This window comes from Aeromonas sp. sif2416, from assembly GCF_019218665.1.
In the GTDB taxonomy this organism is placed as follows: domain Bacteria; phylum Pseudomonadota; class Gammaproteobacteria; order Enterobacterales; family Aeromonadaceae; genus Aeromonas; species Aeromonas encheleia.
On sequence record NZ_JAHUXC010000011.1, the window covers coordinates 91,065 to 112,573 of the forward strand.

At 61.2% G+C, this 21,509-nt stretch carries 20 protein-coding genes; 10 read left to right on the forward strand and 10 right to left on the reverse strand.

Annotation, left to right across the window (positions count from 1 at the left end):
• Positions 1-72 precede the first annotated feature (72 nt).
• The 4 genes from KW821_RS17470 to aroG all read left to right on the forward strand — a co-directional run bounded on the left by KW821_RS17470 (position 73) and on the right by aroG (position 5,144).
• Complete coding sequence (locus tag KW821_RS17470; protein ID WP_171269694.1) at positions 73-1,002, forward strand: electron transfer flavoprotein subunit alpha/FixB family protein; 930 nt, start codon at positions 73-75, stop codon at positions 1,000-1,002.
• A 214-nt stretch (positions 1,003-1,216) separates the two neighbouring features.
• Positions 1,217-2,305, forward strand: a complete 1,089-nt coding sequence (gene serC, locus KW821_RS17475) for a 3-phosphoserine/phosphohydroxythreonine transaminase (protein ID WP_042653561.1) — start codon at positions 1,217-1,219, stop codon at positions 2,303-2,305.
• 317 nt (positions 2,306-2,622) lie between these two features.
• Positions 2,623-3,906 carry a 3-phosphoshikimate 1-carboxyvinyltransferase gene (gene aroA / locus KW821_RS17480; RefSeq protein WP_218292343.1) on the forward strand — a complete coding sequence of 428 codons (1,284 nt, stop codon included), beginning with the start codon at positions 2,623-2,625 and terminating at the stop codon, positions 3,904-3,906.
• Positions 3,907-4,088: 182 nt separating this feature from the next.
• Positions 4,089-5,144, forward strand: a complete 1,056-nt coding sequence (gene aroG / locus KW821_RS17485) for a 3-deoxy-7-phosphoheptulonate synthase AroG (protein ID WP_042653563.1) — start codon at positions 4,089-4,091, stop codon at positions 5,142-5,144.
• Positions 5,145-5,240: 96 nt separating this feature from the next.
• Here aroG and KW821_RS17490 read toward each other — a convergent pair whose 3' ends face one another.
• On the reverse strand, positions 5,241-5,963 hold the full coding sequence (locus KW821_RS17490) for a TerC family protein (protein WP_042653564.1): 723 nt from the start codon (positions 5,961-5,963) through the stop codon (positions 5,241-5,243).
• Positions 5,964-6,069: 106 nt separating this feature from the next.
• On the opposite strand from KW821_RS17490, the gene KW821_RS17495 reads away from it, so the two are divergent.
• The 3 genes from KW821_RS17495 to KW821_RS17505 all read left to right on the forward strand — a co-directional run bounded on the left by KW821_RS17495 (position 6,070) and on the right by KW821_RS17505 (position 9,350).
• Entirely contained in the window at positions 6,070-7,185 is a 1,116-nt protein-coding gene (locus tag KW821_RS17495; protein ID WP_218292344.1) for an ATP-NAD kinase family protein, read from the forward strand.
• 122 nt (positions 7,186-7,307) lie between these two features.
• A complete protein-coding gene (locus KW821_RS17500) occupies positions 7,308-7,586 on the forward strand; it encodes a YfcL family protein (RefSeq protein WP_042653566.1) in 279 nt (92 codons plus the stop codon).
• Between the two features lie 99 nt (positions 7,587-7,685).
• Positions 7,686-9,350 carry an AMP-binding protein gene (locus tag KW821_RS17505; protein ID WP_218292345.1) on the forward strand — a complete coding sequence of 555 codons (1,665 nt, stop codon included), beginning with the start codon at positions 7,686-7,688 and terminating at the stop codon, positions 9,348-9,350.
• 80 nt (positions 9,351-9,430) lie between these two features.
• Here the strand turns inward: KW821_RS17505 and cdd are convergent, their stop codons facing one another.
• The 3 genes from cdd to KW821_RS17520 all read right to left on the reverse strand — a co-directional run bounded on the left by cdd (position 9,431) and on the right by KW821_RS17520 (position 11,663).
• Positions 9,431-10,312: a cytidine deaminase gene (cdd, locus tag KW821_RS17510; protein ID WP_218292346.1), complete on the reverse strand. Its 882-nt coding sequence runs from the start codon at positions 10,310-10,312 to the stop codon at positions 9,431-9,433.
• A gap of 246 nt (positions 10,313-10,558) precedes the next feature.
• Positions 10,559-11,245 carry an LrgB family protein gene (locus KW821_RS17515; RefSeq protein ID WP_218292347.1) on the reverse strand — a complete coding sequence of 229 codons (687 nt, stop codon included), beginning with the start codon at positions 11,243-11,245 and terminating at the stop codon, positions 10,559-10,561.
• 58 nt (positions 11,246-11,303) lie between these two features.
• Entirely contained in the window at positions 11,304-11,663 is a 360-nt protein-coding gene (locus tag KW821_RS17520; protein WP_042653570.1) for a CidA/LrgA family protein, read from the reverse strand.
• Between the two features lie 141 nt (positions 11,664-11,804).
• Here KW821_RS17520 and KW821_RS17525 point away from each other — a divergent pair, with 141 nt between their 5' ends.
• On the forward strand, positions 11,805-13,520 hold the full coding sequence (locus KW821_RS17525; RefSeq protein WP_218292348.1) for a glycoside hydrolase family 36 protein: 1,716 nt from the start codon (positions 11,805-11,807) through the stop codon (positions 13,518-13,520).
• Positions 13,521-13,587: 67 nt separating this feature from the next.
• On the opposite strand, the gene KW821_RS17530 is transcribed toward KW821_RS17525, so the two are convergent.
• Both KW821_RS17530 and sbcB read right to left on the reverse strand, forming a co-directional pair.
• Complete coding sequence (locus KW821_RS17530) at positions 13,588-14,094, reverse strand: hypothetical protein (protein ID WP_218292349.1); 507 nt, start codon at positions 14,092-14,094, stop codon at positions 13,588-13,590.
• Between the two features lie 143 nt (positions 14,095-14,237).
• Positions 14,238-15,665 (reverse strand): exodeoxyribonuclease I, encoded by a 1,428-nt coding sequence (gene sbcB / locus KW821_RS17535; protein WP_218292350.1) that lies wholly within the window; start codon positions 15,663-15,665, stop codon positions 14,238-14,240.
• 181 nt (positions 15,666-15,846) lie between these two features.
• On the opposite strand from sbcB, the gene KW821_RS17540 reads away from it, so the two are divergent.
• Positions 15,847-17,040, forward strand: a complete 1,194-nt coding sequence (locus tag KW821_RS17540; protein ID WP_218292351.1) for a site-specific integrase — start codon at positions 15,847-15,849, stop codon at positions 17,038-17,040.
• A gap of 149 nt (positions 17,041-17,189) precedes the next feature.
• Here the strand turns inward: KW821_RS17540 and KW821_RS17545 are convergent, their stop codons facing one another.
• The 3 genes from KW821_RS17545 to KW821_RS17555 are packed head-to-tail and all read right to left on the reverse strand — an operon-like array spanning position 17,190 to position 19,638.
• Positions 17,190-17,606: a hypothetical protein gene (locus KW821_RS17545; protein ID WP_218292352.1), complete on the reverse strand. Its 417-nt coding sequence runs from the start codon at positions 17,604-17,606 to the stop codon at positions 17,190-17,192.
• Entirely contained in the window at positions 17,603-19,297 is a 1,695-nt protein-coding gene (locus tag KW821_RS21760) for a phage N-6-adenine-methyltransferase (RefSeq protein ID WP_256353540.1), read from the reverse strand. Before KW821_RS21760 ends, KW821_RS17545 begins: the two co-directional genes overlap by 4 nt.
• Positions 19,294-19,638, reverse strand: coding sequence for a DUF4406 domain-containing protein (locus KW821_RS17555; protein WP_218292353.1), 345 nt, complete (start codon positions 19,636-19,638; stop codon positions 19,294-19,296). Before KW821_RS17555 ends, KW821_RS21760 begins: the two co-directional genes overlap by 4 nt.
• Before the next feature lie 252 nt (positions 19,639-19,890).
• Here KW821_RS17555 and KW821_RS17560 point away from each other — a divergent pair, with 252 nt between their 5' ends.
• Complete coding sequence (locus tag KW821_RS17560; RefSeq protein WP_218292354.1) at positions 19,891-20,406, forward strand: hypothetical protein; 516 nt, start codon at positions 19,891-19,893, stop codon at positions 20,404-20,406.
• 105 nt (positions 20,407-20,511) lie between these two features.
• On the opposite strand, the gene KW821_RS17565 is transcribed toward KW821_RS17560, so the two are convergent.
• A complete protein-coding gene (locus tag KW821_RS17565) occupies positions 20,512-21,330 on the reverse strand; it encodes an AbiJ-NTD4 domain-containing protein (protein ID WP_218292355.1) in 819 nt (272 codons plus the stop codon).
• Positions 21,331-21,509: the final 179 nt, after the last annotated feature.

Below are 21,509 nucleotides of genomic sequence, written 5' to 3' on the forward strand. Positions count from 1 at the left end.
CATCGGGTGCCAGCAGGTTGCCGGAATAGCTGGTGTGGCGGGCAAACTCAACAACCAAATTAAGGTGCTGCCATGAGCGTACTGGTCATAGTCGAACATCATCAGGGCCGGCTCGCCGACAACGCGGCCCAGCTGGTCACTGCGGCGACGCAGCTCGGCGGTGAGCTGCACCTGTTGCTGCTGGGGCAGGGGCTGACCGAGGCGGCCGAGCAGGCAGCGGCGCTGCAAGGGGTGAGCCGGGTCTTGCTGGCCGAGCACCCCATGCTGGCGGAGGGGCTCAACGACGGCGTTGATGCCTGGCTGGTCGGGCTGGCGCGGGATTATCAACATTGCCTGATGGCGGCGAGCTGTCATGGCAAGGATCTGCTGCCGCGGCTGGCGGCCCGGCTCGGGGTGGAGATGATCTCCGAGGTGACTGGCATTGAAGGGCCCGATACCTTCCTGCGCCCCATCTACGCGGGCAATGCCATCGCCAGGGTGGCAAGCTCGGCGCCCGTCAAGGTGCTCACCATCAGGCCGACGGCCTTTGCCAAGGCGGGCAGCGGTACTGAGCTGGCCCCCAGCTCGCGGGTGTCGGTGCCCGAGCTGGGCTGCCGCACCCGCCTCATCGAGCGGCGCGCCGTGCGATCCGCCCGGCCCGAACTCGGTGCGGCGCGGGTGGTGGTCTCGGGGGGGCGAGCGCTGGGATCGAAGGAGCAGTTCGCGCTGATCGAGGCCCTGGCCGACAAGCTGGGGGCCGCGGTCGGTGCCTCCCGGGCGGCGGTGGATGCCGGCTTCGTGGCCAACGATCTGCAGGTGGGTCAGACCGGCAAGGTGGTGGCGCCCGAGCTCTATATCGCGGTCGGCATCTCGGGGGCCATCCAGCATCTGGCGGGGATGAAGGAGTCGAAGGTGATAGTCGCCATCAACAAGGATCCCGAGGCTCCCATCTTCCAGGTGGCGGACTATGGCCTGGTGGGGGACCTGTTCAGCCTGCTGCCTGAGCTCACCGCCAAGCTGTAGCCTGGTCGCGGTGAGCGGCCCCTAGGCATCCTCGCCATGTCGGCATTGATGTCGCACAAGCCCTGACCCGTTCAGGGCTTTTTCTATGGCGCCCGGGCCAGCCCCGCGGGACAAAAGCTTGCGCCAGATCCCAAAAAGCCTTTGATCCGGTGGGGGCCTCTCGTGTAAAAACGTTCAAGTCATCGATTACTCTCATCCACTCACGGAAAGCGTCATGAGCAAACAGATTTACAACTTCTGCGCCGGCCCCGCCATGTTGCCGGTTGAAGTCATGGAGCGCGCCCAGCGCGAATTTTGTAATTTCCAGGGGCTGGGAGCCTCGGTCATGGAGCTGTCCCATCGCGGCAAGCCCTACATGGCGGTCGCCGAGAAGGCCGAGGCTGACCTGCGCGAGTTGCTGGCGGTGCCGGCCAACTACAAGGTGCTGTTCATGCATGGCGGTGGTCGTGGCCAGTTCTCCGCGGTGCCCATGAACCTGCTCGGCGGCGCCAACAAGAAGGCGGATTACCTGCTGACCGGCGTCTGGGCCCAGAGCGCCGTGGATGAAGCCCACAAGTATGGCGATATCCAGACCTTCCAGGGGGTGGCCAAGAATGCGCAGGGGATAAGCCACCTGCTGCCGACCCCGGCGTTTCGCGCCGACGCGGCCTATGTGCACTACTGCCCGAACGAAACCATAGATGGCATAGAGATGTTCGACATCCCGGCCACCGGTGACGTGCCGCTGGTGGCGGACTTCTCCTCCACCATCCTCTCCCGTCCCATCGACGTGAGCCGCTTCGGCATCATCTATGCCGGCGCCCAGAAGAACATCGGCCCCTCTGGCCTCGCCATCGCCATAGTGCGCGACGACTTGCTGAGCCAGGCGAGAGCCGATGTGCCCTCGATCTTTGACTACCAGCTCACCGCCAAGAACGACTCCATGTTCAACACCCCGCCCACCTACGCCTGGTATCTGGCCGGGCTGGTGTTCGAGTGGCTGAAAGAACAGGGCGGGCTCGAGGCGATGGCAGCGCGCAACAAGGAGAAGGCCGATTTCCTCTACGGCTATCTCGATCAGTCCAGCTTCTATGGCAACCAGGTGGATACGGCCTGTCGCTCGCGCATGAACATCCCGTTCCAGCTCAAGAACGCCGAGTTGGACAAGCTGTTCCTGGCCGAGTCGGAGGCGTCCGGTCTACTGGCGCTCAAGGGGCACCGTATCGTCGGCGGCATGCGTGCCAGCCTCTACAACGCCATGCCGCTGGAGGGGGTCAAGGCCCTGGTCAGCTTTATGGATGGCTTTGCCAAGCGCCACGGCTGAGAAGCCGTTCACGTGCCTGCTGCGACGCCGTGATCAAGGCTCATGTGCTGCTCGGAAGCCTCATTTATGGGGATAAACTCCGGTTCCTGCGCTGCGCTTCACCTTGCTGACGGCCTCTCGCGACAACCCGTGAACAGGTTCTAAAGCATCTTCCCTCTGATGCAAGGCGCCGGGGACTCCCCGGCGTCTGTTTTTCCGGTGGATCCTGACCGCCCGCATCAGCGGCCCGGTTTTTGTGCCAAGAGTAGTCTTGCCGCGCAGAACGCAGGCTGTTAACGTCCGGTCAGGTGATTTAATTGAGATAGTACAGGAAGTCTATGAATTCGTTGCGTTTGGAACCCATTTCTCGTGTGGCTGGCGTGGTCAATCTGCCTGGCTCCAAAAGTGTCTCTAACCGTGCCCTGCTGCTGGCAGCCCTGGCGCGGGGCACCACCCGGCTGACCAACCTGCTCGACAGCGATGACATCCGTCACATGCTGGCGGCGCTGACCCAGCTCGGCGTCAAGTACAAGCTCTCCGCCGACAAGACCGAGTGCACCGTGCACGGCCTGGGTCGCAGCTTCGCGGTGAAGGAGCCTGTCAACCTCTTCCTCGGCAACGCCGGCACCGCCATGCGTCCGCTCTGCGCGGCGCTGTGTCTGGGATCCGGTGAATACATGCTGGGCGGTGAGCCGCGCATGGAGGAGCGCCCCATCGGCCATCTGGTGGACGCCCTGCGTGAAGCCGGCGCCCACATCCAGTACCTGAAGAAAGATGGCTACCCGCCGCTGGTGGTGGATGCCAAGGGACTCTGGGGCGGCGATGTGCACGTCGACGGCTCCGTCTCCAGCCAGTTCCTGACCGCCTTCCTGATGGCGGCCCCCATGGCGGCCGGCGATACCCGCATCCACATCAAGGGGGAGCTGGTCTCCAAGCCCTACATCGACATCACCCTGCACATCATGAAGCAGTTTGGGGTGGTCATCGAACACGACGACTACAAGCTGTTCTACATCAAGGGCAACCAGACCTATGTCAGCCCCGGTGACTTCCTGGTGGAAGGGGATGCCTCCAGCGCCTCCTATTTCCTTGCGGCGGGCGCCATCAAGGGCAAGGTGCGGGTGACCGGCATCGGCAAGCACAGCATCCAGGGCGACATTCACTTCGCCGACGTGCTGGAGAAGATGGGGGCGAAGATCACCTGGGGTGACGACTTCATCGAAGCGGAGCAGGCTCCGCTGCACGGCATCGACATGGACATGAACCAGATCCCGGACGCGGCCATGACCATCGCCACCACGGCCCTGTTCGCCGAGGGGCCGACCTCCATTCGCAACATCTACAACTGGCGGGTGAAGGAGACCGATCGCTTGCACGCCATGGCGACCGAGCTGCGCAAGCTGGGTGTGGAAGTGGAGGAGGGGCATGACTTCATCACCGTCACCCCGCCGGCGCAGCTGCAACACGCGGCGATCGACACCTACAACGATCACCGTATCGCCATGTGCTTCTCGCTGGTGGCGTTGTCGGATACGGCGGTGACCATCAACGATCCGGGTTGTACCTCCAAGACCTTCCCGGACTATTTCGACAAGTTGGCTGGCATCAGCCAGGCCGTCTAACCCCGTCGGGCCCGCCTCAGTGCGGGCCTTTTCACTTCCTGCCTCCCTAGCATCATTTCTGTAACTTGCAAGATCACCTCTAAAAATTCTTCCATTGGCAATGTAATTTTCTATTTACACCGTCCCGCCGTAGGGCTAGATTGAGATCTCTCTATCGCAGTCATCTAGCAGGAAATCTTGTCATGCAGCATCAAACCGACGACGTTCGAATCAGTGAAATCAAAGAGTTATTGCCCCCGGTTGCGGTGCTCGAGAAGTTTCCGGCGACCGAGACCGCCTCATCGACCGTCTTTGAATCCCGTCAGGCCATTCATCAGATCCTGGCCGGCGAAGATCAGCGCCTGCTGGTGGTGATCGGCCCCTGCTCCATCCACGATCCCCTGGCCGCGCTGGAATATGGCAAGCGCCTCAAGGCCTTGCGTGATGAGCTCAAGGGGTCGCTCGAGATAGTGATGCGGGTCTACTTCGAGAAGCCGCGCACCACAGTGGGCTGGAAGGGGCTGATCAACGACCCTTACCTCGACAATAGCTGCCAGATCAACGACGGCCTGCGCATCGGTCGCAAGCTGCTGCTGGATCTCAACGACATGGGGCTGCCGACTGCCTCCGAATTCCTCGACATGATCACGCCGCAATACATGGCGGATCTGATGAGCTGGGGCGCCATCGGTGCCCGCACCACAGAATCTCAGGTGCACCGCGAGCTGGCCTCCGGTCTCTCCTGCCCGGTCGGCTTCAAGAACGGCACCGACGGCACCATCAAGGTCGCCATCGACGCCATCGGTGCCGCCAGTGCGCCGCACCACTTCCTGTCGGTGACCAAGTACGGCCACTCCGCCATCGTCTCCACCCGGGGCAACCCGGATTGCCACATCATACTGCGCGGTGGCCGCGAGCCGAACTACAGCGCCGCTCATGTGGATGAGGTGGTGAAGGGGCTGGACAAGGCCGGTCTGCCGCAGAAGGTGATGATCGACTTCAGCCACGCCAACAGCAGCAAGCAGTTCAAGAATCAGATGATAGTGGCCGAGGACGTGGCCGATCAGCTGCGCGCCGGCAGCAAGGCGGTGTTCGGCGTCATGGTGGAGAGCCACCTGGTGGAAGGGCGCCAGGATCTGGTGGAAGGCTGCGAACTCACCTTCGGTCAGAGCATCACGGACGCGTGCATCAACTGGGCCGATACCGAGGTGCTGCTGCGCAACCTGGCCGATGCGGTGGCGACCCGCAACGCGCTCTGAGCACAGCGCCAGCGGGCAATGCCCGCATGGCAGACATAAAAAAAGCGCGACCTCTGGTCGCGCTTTTTGTTGCTCTGAATGCCTGAATACAGGGGCTTACTTGGCGCGGGTCTGATGACCGCGCAGGCGAATGTTGATCATCTCCACCACCAGCGAGAAGGCCATGGCGAAGTAGATGTAACCCTTCGGAATGTGCATGTCCAGCCCTTCGCCCACCAGCGCGACACCGACCAGGATCAGGAAGGAGAGTGCCAGCATCTTGATGGTGGGGTGCTCGTCGACGAAGTCACCGATGGCCTTGGCGGCAAACATCATGACCCCGACGGCGATCATGATGGCCAGCACCATGACGGGCACGTGGTCCGCCATGCCGACGGCGGTGATGACGGAGTCCAGGCTGAAGATGATGTCGAGGATGGCGATCTGCACCAGTGTCGACATGAAGCCGGCGGTCTTGCTCACCATCCCCTGCTCGTCGGCGGCCCCTTCCAGGCTCTGGTGGATCTCGTGGGTGCTCTTGGCGATGAGGAACAGGCCCCCCACCAGCAGGATCATATCCCGGCCCGAGATGGCCTCGTCGAACAGGCTGAACAGCGGATGGGTGAGTCGCATCACCCAGGCCAGTGACAGCAGCAGCAGGATACGGGTACCCATGGCCAGCCCCAGCCCCAGGATCCGGGCGCGCTGACGCTGGGCCTCCGGTAGCCGGCCGACCAGGATGGAGATAAAGATGATGTTGTCGATGCCCAATACGATCTCGAGCAGGGTGAGGGTAGCGAGCGCGACCCAGGCAGAGGGATCAGCAATCCATTCCAGCATGATTGAACCTTGGTTAAAAAATTGAAGCAGCGCATTCTAGCAGGCCGACTTGGCTTGTCCCATAGCGGCGAACAGATAAAATAGCGGCGATCAGAGGGAGAGAATCATGTTTCGTTTAGGGCTCATTATCAACCCGGTCGCCGGCATCGGCGGGGCGGTCGGCCTCAAGGGCAGCGACGGTGTCGTGGCCGAGGCGCTGGCGCGGGGCGCGGTGCCAAAGGCGCAGGAGCGGGCCCGTCAGGCCCTGCTGCCGCTCTGTCAGCTGACACAATCCTTCGAGCTGCTGACGGTGGCGGGCGACATGGGGGGGACGCTTGCCGAGTCGCTCGGGTTGCCCCATCGCATCGTCCATCGACCCGCCGCCGGCTCCACCAGCGCCGCCGACACCCGCACCGCCGCCGAGCTGATGCGGGCGGCTGGGGTGGATTTGCTGCTGTTCGCCGGCGGCGATGGCACCGCCAGGGATATCTGCGCCGCGGTGGGGGAGTCCTGCCATGTGCTCGGCATTCCGGCCGGGTGCAAGATCCACTCCGGGGTGTACGGGGTGACCCCGGCCGCCAGCGGTCGGGTGGTGGCGCGGATGATAGGCGGTGAGCTGCTGAGCCTGGTGGATGCCGAGGTGATGGACATCGACGAAGAGGCGTTTCGGGCGGGCAAGGTGCGCGCCCGTCACTATGGCCAGCTGCTGGTGCCGGGCGATCTGCGCTACGTACAGGCGGTCAAGCAGGGCGGGCGGGAGTCCGAGGAGCTGGTGCTGGCCGATCTCGCCGCCGGGGTGGTGGAGCAGATGGAGGCCGATACCCTCTATCTGATGGGATCCGGCAGCACGGTCGCCGCCTGCATGGGGGAGCTGGGGCTGGAAAATACCTTGCTCGGTGTGGATCTGGTGGAAAATGGCCGGCTTATCGGGCAGGATCTGTCCGCCGCGGACATCCTGACCCGGATCCGCGGTCGTCGCTGCCGCCTGATCATTACCCTGATCGGTGGCCAGGGACATCTGTTCGGGCGCGGAAATCAGCAACTGAGTCCAGAGGTGATCCGGGCCGTCGGGCGGGACCATATCCAGGTTCTCGCCACCAAAGCCAAGCTGGCGGCACTCGATGGCCGTCCGCTGCTGGTGGATACCGATGACCCGGCACTGAACCGGTCGTTAAGTGGTTATCTGCGGATAACCACCGGATACAAGGATCAGGTCATCTACCCGGTGGCCAACCCGGAATAGGACATCAAGGATGCGGCTGGCCTGGCGCCAGAGAGCCGCGATCAACCGGATCGCGGTTCCACTCCCCGAATTATGTTGCCGGCAACTTATTGCCAGCCACTCTGAAAATGAGGCTGCGTTACATGACGATTCACGATTTTGAGCACAAGTTGTTGGGACTGATCGACACCATGGTCGCCACGGCCAGCGAAGACGATCTGTTTGCGGGCGGTTATCTGCGCGGCCATATCTCGCTGGCGGTGGCGCGAGCCGAGCTGGAAGGCAAGACCCTGGTGCGGGATGTAAAGAGCTATGTCTTGCGCAGCCTGAACGAGGCCATCTTGCAGGGCGAGCTGTCCGAGCAGGACGAGGTGCTGGTGCAGGACATGTGGAGACGGCTGCAGCAGCAGGCGGAAGCTTGATCCCCCACACAATTCAAACAGAAGTTTGAGTAATCTGCTTCCCTGAGTGTTATCAAAAGGTTAATAATGAGTCTTGCCTTTTGTTTCAGGGATTAAACTATGGCCTCCTCCTCACGCATTGCCACCAAACTGCCGCTCGAGATGCTCTATCACTGGGAGCGGCAGTGTCCTGACCGGATCTATCTCAGACAGACCATTCACCGTGAATACCGCGACTTCAGCTGGTCGGAAGTGGCGGATCAGGCGCGGCGCATGGTGACCGCCCTGCGCGAGCTGGGGCTGGTGTCCGGCGACAAGGTGGCGCTGCTTTCCAAGAACTGTGCCGAGTGGTTCATCGCCGATCTGGCGATGCAGATGGGGCAGTATGTGAGCGTGCCCATCTACCCGACCGCCAACGTCGACACCATCGAATACGTGCTGCGTCACAGCGAGGCCAAGGCGATCTTCGTCGGCAAGCTCGACGACTGGCAGAGCCAGGAGGCCGGTGTTCCCGCCGATCTGCTGCGCATCGCCTTCCCCTACGACACCATGCCGGCCGCCTTGCAATGGGACAAGTTGCTGGCGGCGCACGCCCCTATTCCCGATAGCCCGGTGCAGGCACCGGACTCCCTGCTGAGCCTGGTCTACACCTCCGGCAGCACCGGCAAGCCCAAGGGCGCCATGCTGAGCGTCGAACGCTACGCCTGGTCGTGCGAGAAACTGGTGGAGGCGGTGGCACTGACCGACGCCGATCGCGGCTTCTCCTACCTGCCGCTGGCTCACATCACCGAGCGGGTCTACATCTATGGCGGCAGCCTGTTCAGCGGCGCCACCATCGCCTTCCCCGAGTCCCTCGACACCTTCATCGACGACGTCAAGCGCTGTCGTCCCACGGTGTTCATCTCGGTGCCGCGGCTGTGGGCCATGTTCCGCATCAAGATCCACGAGAAGCTGCCCCAGAAGAAGCTCGCCCTGCTGCTCAAGATCCCGCTGGTCTCGACCCTGATCAAGCGCAAGCTGAGCAAGGGGCTGGGGCTGGATCAGGCGCGGGTACTCGGCTGTGGCTCGGCCCCGGTGGCGCCAGCCCTGCTGCAGTGGTATTACAGCATCGGCATCAACATCACCGAGGCCTGGGGCATGACCGAAAACCACGCCTTCTCCACCCTCAACTATCCATTCAGGGCCGACAAGATAGGCACGGTCGGCAAGGCGGGGCCCGGGGTCGAGATCCGCATCTCGGACGAGGGGGAGATCCTCTGTCGCTGTGAAGGCATGATGCTGGGTTACTACAAGGATCCCGAGCACAGCGCCGAGGCCATCGACGCCGATGGCTGGCTCCACACCGGCGACATGGGCAAGCTGGACAGGGAAGGCTACCTCACCATCACCGGCCGCATGAAGGACGTGTTCAAGACCGCCAAGGGCAAGTACGTGGCGCCAGTGCCCATCGAGGGGTTGCTGGGGCAGGAGCCCATCATAGAGCAGCTGTGCGTCATCGGTTATGGCATGCCGCAGCCGGTCGCCCTGGTGCAACTGGCCGAGAGTGCCATGAGAGGGGACAGGGCCGAGGTGAATGCCCAGCTGGAGGCCGCCCGCAAGCGGGTCAACGATCAGCTGGAGTCCCATGCCAGGATCCGCGGCATCCTGGTGGTCAAGAGCCCCTGGAACATCGAGAACGGGGTGCTGACCCCGACCATGAAGATCCGCCGCCACCTGCTGGAGCAGAAATACGCGGACATCGGCGAGCGCTGGTCCGGCGGCGAGAGCATTATCTGGGAGTCCTGATCAATCCGGGACTCGCGAGCAGAAATAGAAAGGGGAGCCAGTGGCTCCCCTTTTTGATGGGCTCATGGGCGACGCTGGCGTCAGACCGCCCGGTATTCCAGCTCGACCGAGCCCAGCGCCTTGAGGGTGGACTGGGCCGCATCCCGCTGGCTGATCTGGCCCTGCTTGTTCTCCAGCAGCGCGGCGCGGCGCACCCTGGTGAGATCCTCGCCGTTCAGCACGGCGTGGGCGCAGGCCATCTGCATCGGGGGGAGGCTGGGGTTGAAGGCGGCGTTCTCGGCGTAGCGACCGCAGAAGATGCGACCGTCGGCGAACTGCAGCGCCACCGCGGCGTAACCCTGGCTGTAGGGGGCGTAGCTCTGGCGGGCGGCGGCCAGCGCGGCCTGCCACAGGGGATCGTCGCTCTCCAGCACCAGCTCATGGTGGGACTGCGGGCTCATCAGGGCATCGGTGATGTCGAGATCCGCCGGGCCGAAGGAGTGGGGCAGGAAGGATTGCAGCTCGCTCAGGTCGTCCGGCAGGGAGACCTTCAGGGTCTTGGCGGTGCTCAGCTCGTTCATGAACTGTCGGCAGTGGCCGCAGGGGGTGTAGTTGACGGTGATCTCGGAGATCCCGGTCTCGCCGCCCAGCCAGGCGTTGGAGATGGCAGACTGCTCGGCATGCACCGAGTGGAACAGCCCCTGGCCGGCGAACTCCATGTTGGCGCCCAGGTACCAGGTACCGCTCAGGCCGCAGGCGATGGCGCCGACGAAGAACTTGGAGATGGGGGCGACCGAGCAGGCGGCGGCCAGCGGCAGCAGGGCGAGGCGCAGGGCGCGATCCTCCAGCCCGGTGGCGGCGCTCAGGGTGGCGATCTGCTCGGGGCTGAAGCGGGCCTGGAAATCGTCGCCCAGCATGGGCAGCAGTGCTGCCTGCAGCGGGGCAGACAGGGTCTCGAGTGGCTTGGCAAAACGGGGATGCATACTGTGTCCTCAAAGGCCAATTGGGGGGCCATTGTAGGGAGCAAGCGCGGTGAAATGTGTGAGCGCGCTCACGCCTTGGTGGGCAAAGGGCCGGCGATGTTAAAGGAAACGTTTGTCTTGCGCAATCTGTGCGTCAGCTCCCAGCACGGGGGAGTTTAAGTGTCACCTGAGTATGAGCGGGAGTTTGGCTGGAAAGCGAGCAATGACCGCCAGAGGCGGCCATTGCAGGGGCAGCGTGCGGTGGTCTCAGGTCAGCCAGTGGTAGATGGCAAACAGCAGCGGGGCCACGGCGGCGGTGAGGATGCCGCACACCACCATGGCCAGCGACGAGAAGGCGCCCTGGGTAACCCCCTTCTCGGCGGAGGTGGCGGTGCCGATGGCGTGGGCGCAGGCCCCCATGGCGAGGCCCTGGGCCTCGGGATCTGTCACCCGCATCAGCTTGAGCAAGGGATAACCGATCAGGGCCCCCAGGATCCCGACCACCACCACCACGGCCGCCGCGATGGCGGGGATGCCGCCCAGCGACTGGCTGACGCTCATGGCGAGCGGGGTGGTGATGGACTTGGTGGCGAGCGAGGCCAGCAGCGCCGGATCCGCCCCCATCAGATGGCCGATCAGCAGCGTAGTGCAGACCGAGATCAGCACAGAGGCCAGGGTGCAGACCAGGATGGGCTTGAGCCTTGAGCGGATCTGGCGGGCCTGCTGATAGAGCGGCAGCGCCAGCGCGACCACCGCCGGCTCCAGCAGCGCCGTGATGGGGAAGGTGCCGTGCTGGTACTGATCCAGCGGCAGATCCAGCCAGAGCAGCAGACCAATGATGACGGCCGTGGGGATCAGCACCGGGTTGACGATGGGCCAGGGCAGGCGGCGATAGAGCGCCCGGGTCATGAAATAGAGGGACAGGGTCAGCGGAATGGCGAGCCAGAACATCATGGCAGCCTCCTGGTCATGGCAGAGAGGAACGGCATGAGTGGCAGGGCGAACGAGGAGATCATTGCTTGTTCATCCTCTGGTAGAGGTGGCCGACGGTGGCCAGGATCAGCACTATCCCCAGCACGACGCAGAGCATGATGAGCCCGAAGGATTGACGCAGGGGCTCGAGCCAGGCTACCAGCCCGACCGCCACCGGCACGAACAGGACCCCCATGTGGCGCAGCAGCAGGCCGGCACCCTGTTCGACCCAGTGCAGCTTGATGAGTTGCAGGGAGAGCAGCACGAACAGCAGCAGCATGCCGATGATGCTGCCGGGGAAGGCGAAGGGCAGCAGGGCCGCCAGGGTTTTGCCTGTCAGCAGGCAGGCGAGGATGACCATGAAGTCACGAAGGTACAGCAGGGTGCGTTGAAGCAGCACGGGGGCCTCATCTTGGCAACTGTGAGCGAGGTCGCAGTTTAGCAGAGCGCAGGGGTCACAGAACAGGGTCAACTGACCCACAGGCGATACAATGGCGGCCCATCGCCGCCGTTTTTCCGCGTCTTATCATGAGGAGATCCCATGTCGTATCCCGCTCTCTTGTCCGTGCTGCGCCAGTGGCCCGCCGATCCCGCCCTGCCGTCCCATCTGCTGCAGACCCGTCAGTGGGACGGCCCCCTCTGCCGGGTGAGGCTGGATAACACCGGCGCCACCCCTGAGCCCGTGCAGGACTGGCTGCTGTTTGACGGCGAGCTGGGCATCCCCCCCGAGGCGGCCATCTATGGAGAGGGCTTCCAGATGCTGGCCCAGACCATGGGTACTTGGCAGCGCCCCGAGCCGGTCGGGCGCTGCCCGGATGCGGGCGTCTATCGCATCACGGCGGACGAGGGCTATCACAGCGTCCACAACCTGCTGCTGGTCGAGCGGGCGCAGGGCTGGCTGTTGCTCGCCTTCGCCAGCTGTCAGCGCTTTGGCGGCGAGTTTCGGCTCTACCCCGAGGGTCGCTTGCAGATCCTGATGAATGGCGAGGGGCGCTCGCTCGCGCCGGGCCAGCACTGGCAGAGCGAGGCGCTGATCTGTCTGGAGGGGCCGGATCGGGAGGCCCTGCTCGGGGAGCTGGCGAGCCGAGTCGAGGCAGAGCACGGCAGCCTGGTGGCCCAGGTGCCCGCGCGGCCGAGCGGCTGGTGCTCCTGGTATCACTACTATGCAGAGGTGAGTGCGGCGGATATTCGCGAGAACCTCGCGGTGCGGGCCGAGCGTTTCCCGGGGCTGCGCTACGTGCAGATAGACGATGGCTACCAGGCCAGGATGGGGGACTGGCTGACCCCTTCGCCCAAGTTCGAGCAGGGGGTCGCGCCGCTCGCGGCCGAGATCCGGGCGGCGGGTTGCGAGCCCGCGCTCTGGGTCGCCCCCTTTATCACCGAGCCGGGCTCCCGGGTATTTCAGGATCACCCCGACTGGTTCGTGAAGGGGGATGACGGCCTGCCGTTGCCCTCCGAGCGGGTGACCTACGGCGGCTGGCGCTGCACCCCCTGGTATGTGCTTGATGGCACCCACCCCGAGGTGCAGGCCCACCTCGAGCGGGTGTTCCGGACCCTGCGCGAGCAGTGGGGCATCCACTATTTCAAGCTGGACGCCAACTTCTGGGGCGCCATCCACGGCGGCCACTTCTGCGATCCGTCCGCCACCCGGGTGGAGGCTTATCGCCGTGGCATGGCGGCCGTGCTGCGCGGGGCGGGCGAGGGCGCCTTCCTGCTCGGCTGCAACGCCCCCCTCTGGCCCAGCCTGGGGCTGGTGCACGGTATGCGGGTGAGCGACGACGTGGAGCGCCAGGGCCCGCGTTTTCGCCAGATAGCCCGGGAAGCCTTCTGCCGCGCCTGGCAGAACGACCGGCTCTGGGCGCTGGATCCCGACTGCGTCTGCCTGCGCGACTTGCCCAATCAGCAGGCCGGCGCGTTCGACTACCAGTTCCACCTGGCCGCCCTGGTGGCGAGCGGTGGCATGGTGCTGGCCGGCGACCGGCTGCAGGATCTCGATGAGCTGCAGGGGGCGCAACTGCTCAGGCTGCTGGCCCTGTGCGAGGCGCGCACGCCGGCGGCCCGCTTCGATGACATGGGCTTCTCCCGTGGGCGGGTGGCCCTGCCCGGGGGCGGCGAGCTGCTCTGCCTGTTCAACTGGGGCGAGCAGGCGAAGAGGCTCGCGCTGCCGGCGGGGGGCACGGATTTCTGGGACGACAGCCCGCTGGGCGACGCCCTTGTGCTGCAGGGGGGCCAGGGGCGGGTGATCCGCTACGCCTGAGGCTAGCGCCCAACAAAAAGGCTCCCGACGGGAGCCTTTTTGTATGGTAAGGGGTCTGGCAGACGGCTTAGAAGTGCCACTCCATCCCGATGGCGTAGTTGGCGGAGCCATAGCCCGGGATCTCGTTGCTGGAGGCCAGCGCCTTGAGGGTCAGGCGGGAGCTCAGGGGAATGCCGAGCCCCATGCCGATGGCGACCTCGTCACTCTGATCCCCCATCATGTCGACGCGCAGGGTGCGGTAGAGGGAGAGATCCTGGCTCATCTGGGCATAGATCTGGGAGGATTTGTTGTAGAGCTGGCCGAAGATCTCCATCTGGAAGCCGTTCTGCGGCGTGATCGCGAGCGGGATCCCGGCGAAGCGGTAGAGATCGGAGTGGTTGAAATAGCTGTTGACGATCTGGGGCGTGAAGTCGGTCTGCTGATAGAGGTTGCTGAAGTTGCGTTCGATCAGCTGATAGGTCTGCTCCGGCAGACGCAGCAGATAGTCCGGCACCTCGAAACGGATCCCCGCCATGGCGGCCGATGGCAGCAGAGTGCAGCTGATAAGCGTTAGAGCAGTGAGTCCGGAGCGCATCAAGATCCCCAAGGGTCGAAAGCAAGGCATCCATGCCAGCCGTGCATACAAGTAATTAAATTGTCAGGAGTCTTGCCTCCCTTGCTCATTATGTCGTGAGCGCAGGGAGCGTACAGGTTTTTTACTGTGAAACGGCTCACATCTCATAGATCTTCGAGGTAGTGATAGAGGCTCTTGAGGATGGCAAAGTTCCGTTCGTTACCCTGGTTCTGCTCCGCCAGCGCCTCGAGGCGTGGCACATAATCCGGCAGACGGCTGCTGAAGTAGTCGCTGCAGTGCAGACGCCAGCGCTTCTGCTCCGCCTCGCTCAGGGTGTGCGGCCAGTTGCGGGCACGGTAGCGGAACAGCATCTCCGGCAGGCGTGGATCACTGAAGGCAAACTCCCGCTCCCCCAGCAGCTCCGCCGGGGTGGCCCGCACCAGATCCAGGGCGGCCTTGTCGCCGTGACCGAAGAAACCGGCGTAGAGCTGGGTATCGGGGTCGCCGTCGTTGCTGCCGGCAAACTCCTGATTGAACACCTCCACCAGTTTTTCCCGCACTTCGGGGTGGGCCCGCAGCAGATCCAGGCTCTTGCGGCACTGCTCGCGGTTGACCCCGAGCTCGTCGGCCCGGGCCGGGGTCAGGGTCGCGGCGGGGGCCAACACAGGGCACTTGTTGATGTGCACCAGCTTGACCGGAATGCCCGCCAGCTCCCCCAGCTCCTCTTTTTTGGTGTAGAGCCGCTCGCGGATCTCGTCGCTGGAGAGCTCGATGAGCGGGCTGGGGTCACGGGTGAGATCCACCATGATCACCGCATTCTGATTGGTGGGATGCCAGGCCAGCGGTGACACCCAGCTCACGCAGCCCTGCCAGGGGGAGAACATGCCGGAGACATGCACCAGCGGCTTCATGGTCACCACATCGATGAGCGCCTTCACCTTGTTTTTGTTGCGCAGGCCAAACAGGTAGTCGAACAGCTTGGGCTGGGCTTGCTTCACCAGCTTGGCCAGCTCTATGGTGGCCAGCACGTCCGACAGCGCATCGTGGGCATTGGCATGGGCGACGCCGTTGGCCACCGTCAACTTCTCCAGCCGGAAGCTCGGCTTGCCCTCCTCATCGAAGGCCCAGGTGATCCCCTCCGGGCGCAGGGCATAGCAGGCCCGCAGCATGTCGAGGATGTCCCAGCGGGAGTTGCCGTTCTGCCAGGCGTAGGCATAGGGGTCGTAGAAGTTGCGATACAGGGTGTAGCGGGTCACCTCGTCATCGAAGCGAATGCTGTTGTAGCCCAGCACGCAGGTACCTGGCTGGGCGAATTGTTCGTGGATCTGGCGGATGAAGTCCGCCTCGCACAGCCCGTCCTTCATCGCCTTCTGCGGCGTGATGCCGGTGATGAGGCAGGCCTCGGGCTCAGGCAGGTAGTCCGCCGGCGGCTTGCAGTAGATCACCAGCGGCTCGCCGATGACGTTGAAATCCGCATCGGTGCGAATGCCGGCGAACTGCGCCGGTCTGTCCCGCGCCGGGCTGATGCCGAAGGTCTCGTAGTCGTGGAAGTAGTAAGTGGGCTGGGTGGTCTGCTTCGCTGATGTGCTCATGTGTTCTTGTGTGTTCGCGCTTCTGATTGATTTTTCAGGGTTTAGTGCCGTTCTGGTGAGGTGCAAATTCCGAAGACACTTTCATCGTTCACCCAAACCTGACGTTGTTCAATGGCCTGCTGGTACATTATCTGGTACAAAACACCCCATGAGAGTGGTACAAAATTTTAATGGGGTAGCAATGGCGTTATCAGATAGCTGGCTTCGAGGGGTGAATGGTAAACCATATGCTGGCCCGAGCGAAGTGAGTGACAGTGATGGGTTGAGTGTCCGGGTCTCACCGAAGGGGGTGGTTGCGTTCCAGGTTCGGCATGTGGTCGACGGGAAGCGGGTTCGGACCTCTCTCGGTCGGTACCCGGCTCTGACCTTGCGAGAGGCCCGGATAAAGGCCGATGAGCTTAAAAGCGGTGTTGCGCCGATCAGTGCCTCGGGCGACGAGCCTACGCCTGCAGCCTTGTTTGAAGAGTGGTTCGAGAAGTACGTGATGCGGGAGTGCCGAGAAGGCACCCAGAAATATTACCGCTATACCTTCTCGTCGGTGAAGAACCGCTTGCCTGACCGGCCACTCAACCAGATCACCATGGACATGTGGTTGAGCTATTTCGATACCATCAGTGAGCGGGCGCCTGGAGTAACCCGTACAGTGATCACCGGGTTGAAGGCTTGCTTCAACTGGCATGTTCGCCGCGGTACGATCAATATGCCCAACATGATGAGCCTGCGGGCCCGAGATGTTGGCGCTCCCGCCAAAACCGGTCACCGCGTGTTGACGATTGCCGAGGTTGCGAAAATCTGGCGGGCCATCGAGGCAAGTCGGGCAGGTACCGGTAACAAGGTGATACATCTGCTCTGTCTGGTCTACGGGTGTCGACTGTCAGAGGCCAGGACGCTCAAGCGCCAGGACCTGGATTACGAGTCTATGGTCTGGACCGTGCCAGCGGAGATCAGCAAGACCGGCAGGCCTATCCGTCGCCCCATCACATCGGTAGGCAAGCAACTGTTCGAACGAGCCGCAATGGCGTCGTTGGACCCGGTTTATTTGTTCCCGGGTCAGGGGGAGGGGAATGGGCCGCTGGAGATCCACTCGTGTAATCGGCTGGTGAGCCGCTTGCGCAGCAGCCTGGGGATTCCCCATTGGCGGATCCATGATGCTCGACGGACCCTGTCGACCCGGTTATCAGAAATGGGGGTGTCGCCCCATATCACCGAAGTGATGCTGGGGCACACCTTGCTTGGCGTAATGGCTGTTTACAACAAACATGACTGGCTTGAGGATCAAGCGGCTGCCTATGAGCGCTGGTGGACAGTGATCCAGCGGGAACTAGGCGTTGCCACTGATCCTGTTGTGGCTGTCAATCCAGGCCATGATGTGTGACTTGATCCAGCGCAGTGGCTGGTGGTCGATAGGTTTGGGGAAGGTGGTATCCCTCATGCGCAGGTGGTACAGCGCTGTGCGCCCTTTTCCCAACATGACCATCAGCTCACTCTGGTCAATCTTCTCAATCTGTTCTTGCATGATTTCTCCTATCCATTCTGCTCATTTGTAGCGACGGTCCAGCGATAGCCACCATGGGTTGCCTGAGAGTTGTTCAGGCAACGGGTGATGCTGACGCGCACAAACCCGCCTGTTCGTTCCGCCTCGACAATGCTGTCGAACCTCACAATCTGCTGCTCCTCGTTGATGCCGATCACCGGCGTCTTATGCCATTGCGGATCCCGCACCTGGTCCACGAAAAGGCGGCGAGTGTGCCGCCCTCTGCCGTTCTCCCCGACCATGCAAAAGTGTTCAACCCGGGTGGTGAAGCGGGCCTCCCTGTGTATCTGGCCCATCACGATGCTGGCCTTGCTGACCGTGAGGAAGAAGGCCGCTGCCACCTCTGTGCTGATGGCGCCATCGGTTCGGGCATGAACCCACTCGGCAACCTCCTGAATGATGCTCATGTTGCCACCTCATTCACTCGAGTAATGGCATTGACCATCACGCTCTTTTGCGTGACGGGGCTGAGGGGCGGCTCGTTATGCAGGGCGTTCAGAAAGGCGATGACGGCCTCCTGGCGGTGCAGGTCGAGCATGGTGAAGGCTTCTGTGAAGTTGTATCCCTCAACCTGCTTCAGAGTGGAGACAGCCTTGCGCAACAGCGCCTTGGTTTCCTCGTCCAAAGTGGTGTATTCGTCCATGAGCTGCTCATCGCTGACTGAGATGGCGATCGCTACCTCCCGGGCGGTGTAGTGCTCCTTGGCGCCGTAGAGCACGGTCAACACGGCGACAAAGCACGACCACTCGGCGCCACCCAAATTGAGCTCGTTGTTCTGGTAGTCAAAGGCCCAGTCCTCGAGCGGCTTGGTGCTGGCTTCCTCGGTTGGGTGGTGGGCATCCAGCAGCTCGAGCTGCCGCTCTACATGGTTTGGCTCTGGGCTGGTGGCTTCGGCACTCTGCGCCAACAGCTCGGCGGCCTTGGCGGTGGCCAGTTCCAGCAGATCGCCTGGGGCCGTCAGGTTGTCGATGATCCAGGCGGCCAGCTCGGCGGTCCTGGCCGGGGTCAGGATGTCCGCATCGTCGATCTGGTAGATAATCCTCTTCACTGCGGGGTGGCGTTGCCAGTGGGGCAGAGCGGGGGAACGACTCTCTTCTGCGACAAAGCCCTGATGGATAGGCTTGCCAGCCAGCAAGTTGGCGACGGCCAGATCGAGCCGATAGAAGATCTCGGAGAGTGGATAAGGCTCGTCCAGCCAGCCTTGCACATAACCCCTGACCGTATCCTGTTGCTCTTCGCCGAGATCAACGCACTCAATCTGCTTGGCCATGATGCTGCTGGCATCGGCATAGCCCAGTTCGGCCGCCGCCGCGGCGCTGGCCTCGTTATCGTCGGCTGCTGGTTGTTCCCCTGCGGCCGGTTCTGTTATGGCGGGTTGCTCCTGGGTGACCACGGGGGCCAGCTTGGGGCCGGCGTTACGGATAACGTGATCGGCGGCCAGGGTAAGCTCCACCGCCTGGCGGTGGATCATGTCGAGGATGATGGTGCCGGTGGTGATGAGGTCGTCACGGCGCAGGCGTGCCTCGGGGCGGCGCTCGCCCTGCCAGCCGGCGTCGAAGATCACCACGGCTGAGGCAAAACCGCTGGAGCTGGGCTTGTCCTTCTTGGGGTCGCGAGGCACGTACCAGCTCGGTACCTCAAAGCCGATGCGGCCGCTGATGAACTGGATGAAGTCGGCATCTTCCGGCCACCAGGTTTCGCTGGTGGCGGCCTTGATGAGCAACATGATCTTGGCGCCCAGCACCCGTTGTTCGCGGCAGTAGTTGAGGATCGACTCCATCCCGGTGATGGGGTTTCCCTCGCTATCCGTGCAGGGGCGCGAGTAGGGCGGGTTGGCGTAGGCAGCGCCCCCCAGCCGGCGCAGGTCGGCGGCCAGCTCCTGTGTGAGGGCGTTGTCTTCGGCGTCGTAGTAGTTGGGCACCAGGTGGTTGCAGTCGTCGGCGAACATGTCGAGCACCACCGGCCCCAGGGTGGGGGCGAACTGGTGGAACAGGCCCCAGGCCAGCGCTTTGGGAGTCTGCCATTGGTCGCCAATCTGCTTGAGCTCGTGGTCAGGCTGGGCCTGCAGTTCGGCCAGCGCTTGGGCGTAGTGGTTCATGCCGCCACCTCGGGGCTGCTGGGGTACCAGGCAAAGCCGTCTTCAGCTTGGCGGATGACCTTGCCGCACTTCATTGCGATGTGGAACTCGGCGGTGGCGCCCTGGGAGTCGCGCCAGCCCGGGAGCATGACCAGCTCGTCGGCGATCATGACCATGGGCAGGCAACAGGCCATGTACTCGGCTTGGGTCAGGCCCTCGGGGAGGATGGCAGGGTTGAGCGGGATATGGCCGCGCTCACGCTGGTGGTTGGCCTCGGCATGGAAGGAGAGGCGGTTGCAGTCAGGCAGGCCGGACATGGGGCCGGCGATGTAGATGCGCTTTTGGTGGTGTTGATTCGACATGGTTTATCCCGTTCACTGGTGTGTACGAGATAAAATATGCGTAAAACGCAAATGCGTCAATCGCATACTTTTGCCAAATTAAATCAGCAACTACTATGGTGGGTAAGCTGGCTACTAGCCAGCGGCAAGCACCAGTGTTGTTGAAAATGGATTGTGTGATCCATCAGCCATTTAGCATTAGTTGCTGCTGTTGAGTCATAACTCCACATGATAGAGTTTAAGATACATCAATAAGCAAAAGGAGTAATTGCCATGATTCGCTGGACGGTTGCAGCTCTTGCAATTTCACTATCTATGAGCACTTATGCGGTCGATGGTTATAAAAATCTAAAGTTTGGCATGTCAAAAAATGAGATAAAAAAAGCCAATATCTGTTCATTTAAAGATGCTTCAGAGGATGGCACTGATGCATGGCAATGCATGGATTTTAAGTTTGGTGATAAGACAACGATGGCATTCGCTTATTTCATCGATAATAAATTTCAGCGTCTTGGCTTCATAGTCGATATGGATAAGGCTCTCAGTATTGCCAAGGGATTGAAGGAAAAATATGGTGGTGCATCTTCCATGTCTGAGCAAGAGGAGTTCGATGCTTTAAACACTACGCCTGGGGCAGTTGCATACATCAAGTTTGATAATGATACCGTGATTCTTAAAATGACTAAGCACGAGACTATTGGACCGATGGCTATGATCATTTATACAACACCAGACTATGAACATTTAGCTCAACTAAAACAGACACAAATGGTAAGCGATGACTTGTAATAATATTGACTAAGCCCACGTACCAGTGGGCTTAATTTAAATTGTCTTGCTTGACATCATAAATGTGGTACGCAGTACAAGTTATGGCACATTATAATTGTGAGATTACACTTTTTCTTTCAGGTAGTTGATAAATGCCGAGCAGGCTACCAACAGAAATTTTGCATCGGACGCAGAAAGATTCGGTTCGTCAAGCATGGCGTGACGTATCCCACCTTCATCGCTTGTATAGCCATACAAAGCAGTAAGCGCACTTTTGAGCGCCGGATGGATTTTTCCATCTTTCTCTAAGATTGAGAGGGCCTGACCGAGAGTTGCTTTGTGATTATCGGTTAGCTCTTTTGCTAGACTTTCGACAGCTGATATCGATTCTTTGATTGAATTTCGATAGTCTGGATCTTGCTTCCTGCTCAGGTGGTCGATAGCGCTTCTTAGATGAGCTTCAACCCCTACAAATGGTCCGGCATCTAAAGCTTGCTCTATTGACTCAATTTCTTGTTTATCTGTAACTTGAACAAAGTTACCTGAAATATAACGATAGCCAGCAAGCTCTCTTTCAAGTACACTATTAACTTCCTTTTCTATAAACTCCGCTCGTTTATAATTTAGAACAAATTCTAGAAAATCGTATACATCGAACCATTCACAACTAAAAAAATCACTACGTATTTGATCCATTATGCGGTCAGAGAAACGTGGCCTAGAGTCTAACCTCCTTTTATAAAAGGCTGTCCAAAGTTGTGCGCTGAAGTCATCAATGGTACCTAAGCCAACGGTCATCCCTGGCCTATGAAGAAAACCGCTTCGTCTCCATATGCAAAGTTCAAGAACATTCCATAATGAATTACGAAGGTCGTCATCCATTCCATCAATTTGGATAATATCTTTGACTGGTCGTTTGCCAATCCGCTCACTAAACTTCATGTATTTTCCCCTCGGCATAAAACGATCTTATTGAGGCAACACACTTACTCTGCAGGAATAAAAATGCTGACGACAGAATTACAAGCAAGATGAATAAGGGGGAATATCGATTACGAGGTGTCGTATGGACAAGTAAGATATAAAATTGACCGCATAAGTCTTTCATAGAAGCATAGCCT

Excerpts from the sequence above, each read along its gene's own strand:
- KW821_RS17515 (WP_218292347.1), bottom strand. The coding sequence starts at position 11,245 with ATGATGTTCTGGCTCGCCATTCCGCTGACCCTGTCCCTCTATTTCATG.
- cdd (WP_218292346.1), bottom strand. The coding sequence starts at position 10,312 with ATGCATCCCCGTTTTGCCAAGCCACTCGAGACCCTGTCTGCCCCGCTG.
- KW821_RS17490 (WP_042653564.1), bottom strand. The coding sequence starts at position 5,963 with ATGCTGGAATGGATTGCTGATCCCTCTGCCTGGGTCGCGCTCGCTACC.
- KW821_RS17505 (WP_218292345.1), top strand. The coding sequence starts at position 7,686 with ATGGCCTCCTCCTCACGCATTGCCACCAAACTGCCGCTCGAGATGCTC.
- KW821_RS17540 (WP_218292351.1), top strand. The coding sequence starts at position 15,847 with ATGGCGTTATCAGATAGCTGGCTTCGAGGGGTGAATGGTAAACCATAT.
- KW821_RS17555 (WP_218292353.1), bottom strand. The coding sequence starts at position 19,638 with ATGTCGAATCAACACCACCAAAAGCGCATCTACATCGCCGGCCCCATG.
- KW821_RS17530 (WP_218292349.1), bottom strand. The coding sequence starts at position 14,094 with ATGCGCTCCGGACTCACTGCTCTAACGCTTATCAGCTGCACTCTGCTG.
- KW821_RS17560 (WP_218292354.1), top strand. The coding sequence starts at position 19,891 with ATGATTCGCTGGACGGTTGCAGCTCTTGCAATTTCACTATCTATGAGC.
- KW821_RS17525 (WP_218292348.1), top strand. The coding sequence starts at position 11,805 with ATGTCGTATCCCGCTCTCTTGTCCGTGCTGCGCCAGTGGCCCGCCGAT.
- KW821_RS17545 (WP_218292352.1), bottom strand. The coding sequence starts at position 17,606 with ATGAGCATCATTCAGGAGGTTGCCGAGTGGGTTCATGCCCGAACCGAT.
- aroG (WP_042653563.1), top strand. The coding sequence starts at position 4,089 with ATGCAGCATCAAACCGACGACGTTCGAATCAGTGAAATCAAAGAGTTA.
- aroA (WP_218292343.1), top strand. The coding sequence starts at position 2,623 with ATGAATTCGTTGCGTTTGGAACCCATTTCTCGTGTGGCTGGCGTGGTC.
- serC (WP_042653561.1), top strand. The coding sequence starts at position 1,217 with ATGAGCAAACAGATTTACAACTTCTGCGCCGGCCCCGCCATGTTGCCG.
- KW821_RS17500 (WP_042653566.1), top strand. The coding sequence starts at position 7,308 with ATGACGATTCACGATTTTGAGCACAAGTTGTTGGGACTGATCGACACC.
- KW821_RS17470 (WP_171269694.1), top strand. The coding sequence starts at position 73 with ATGAGCGTACTGGTCATAGTCGAACATCATCAGGGCCGGCTCGCCGAC.
- KW821_RS17565 (WP_218292355.1), bottom strand. The coding sequence starts at position 21,330 with ATGAAGTTTAGTGAGCGGATTGGCAAACGACCAGTCAAAGATATTATC.
- KW821_RS17495 (WP_218292344.1), top strand. The coding sequence starts at position 6,070 with ATGTTTCGTTTAGGGCTCATTATCAACCCGGTCGCCGGCATCGGCGGG.
- KW821_RS21760 (WP_256353540.1), bottom strand. The coding sequence starts at position 19,297 with ATGAACCACTACGCCCAAGCGCTGGCCGAACTGCAGGCCCAGCCTGAC.
- sbcB (WP_218292350.1), bottom strand. The coding sequence starts at position 15,665 with ATGAGCACATCAGCGAAGCAGACCACCCAGCCCACTTACTACTTCCAC.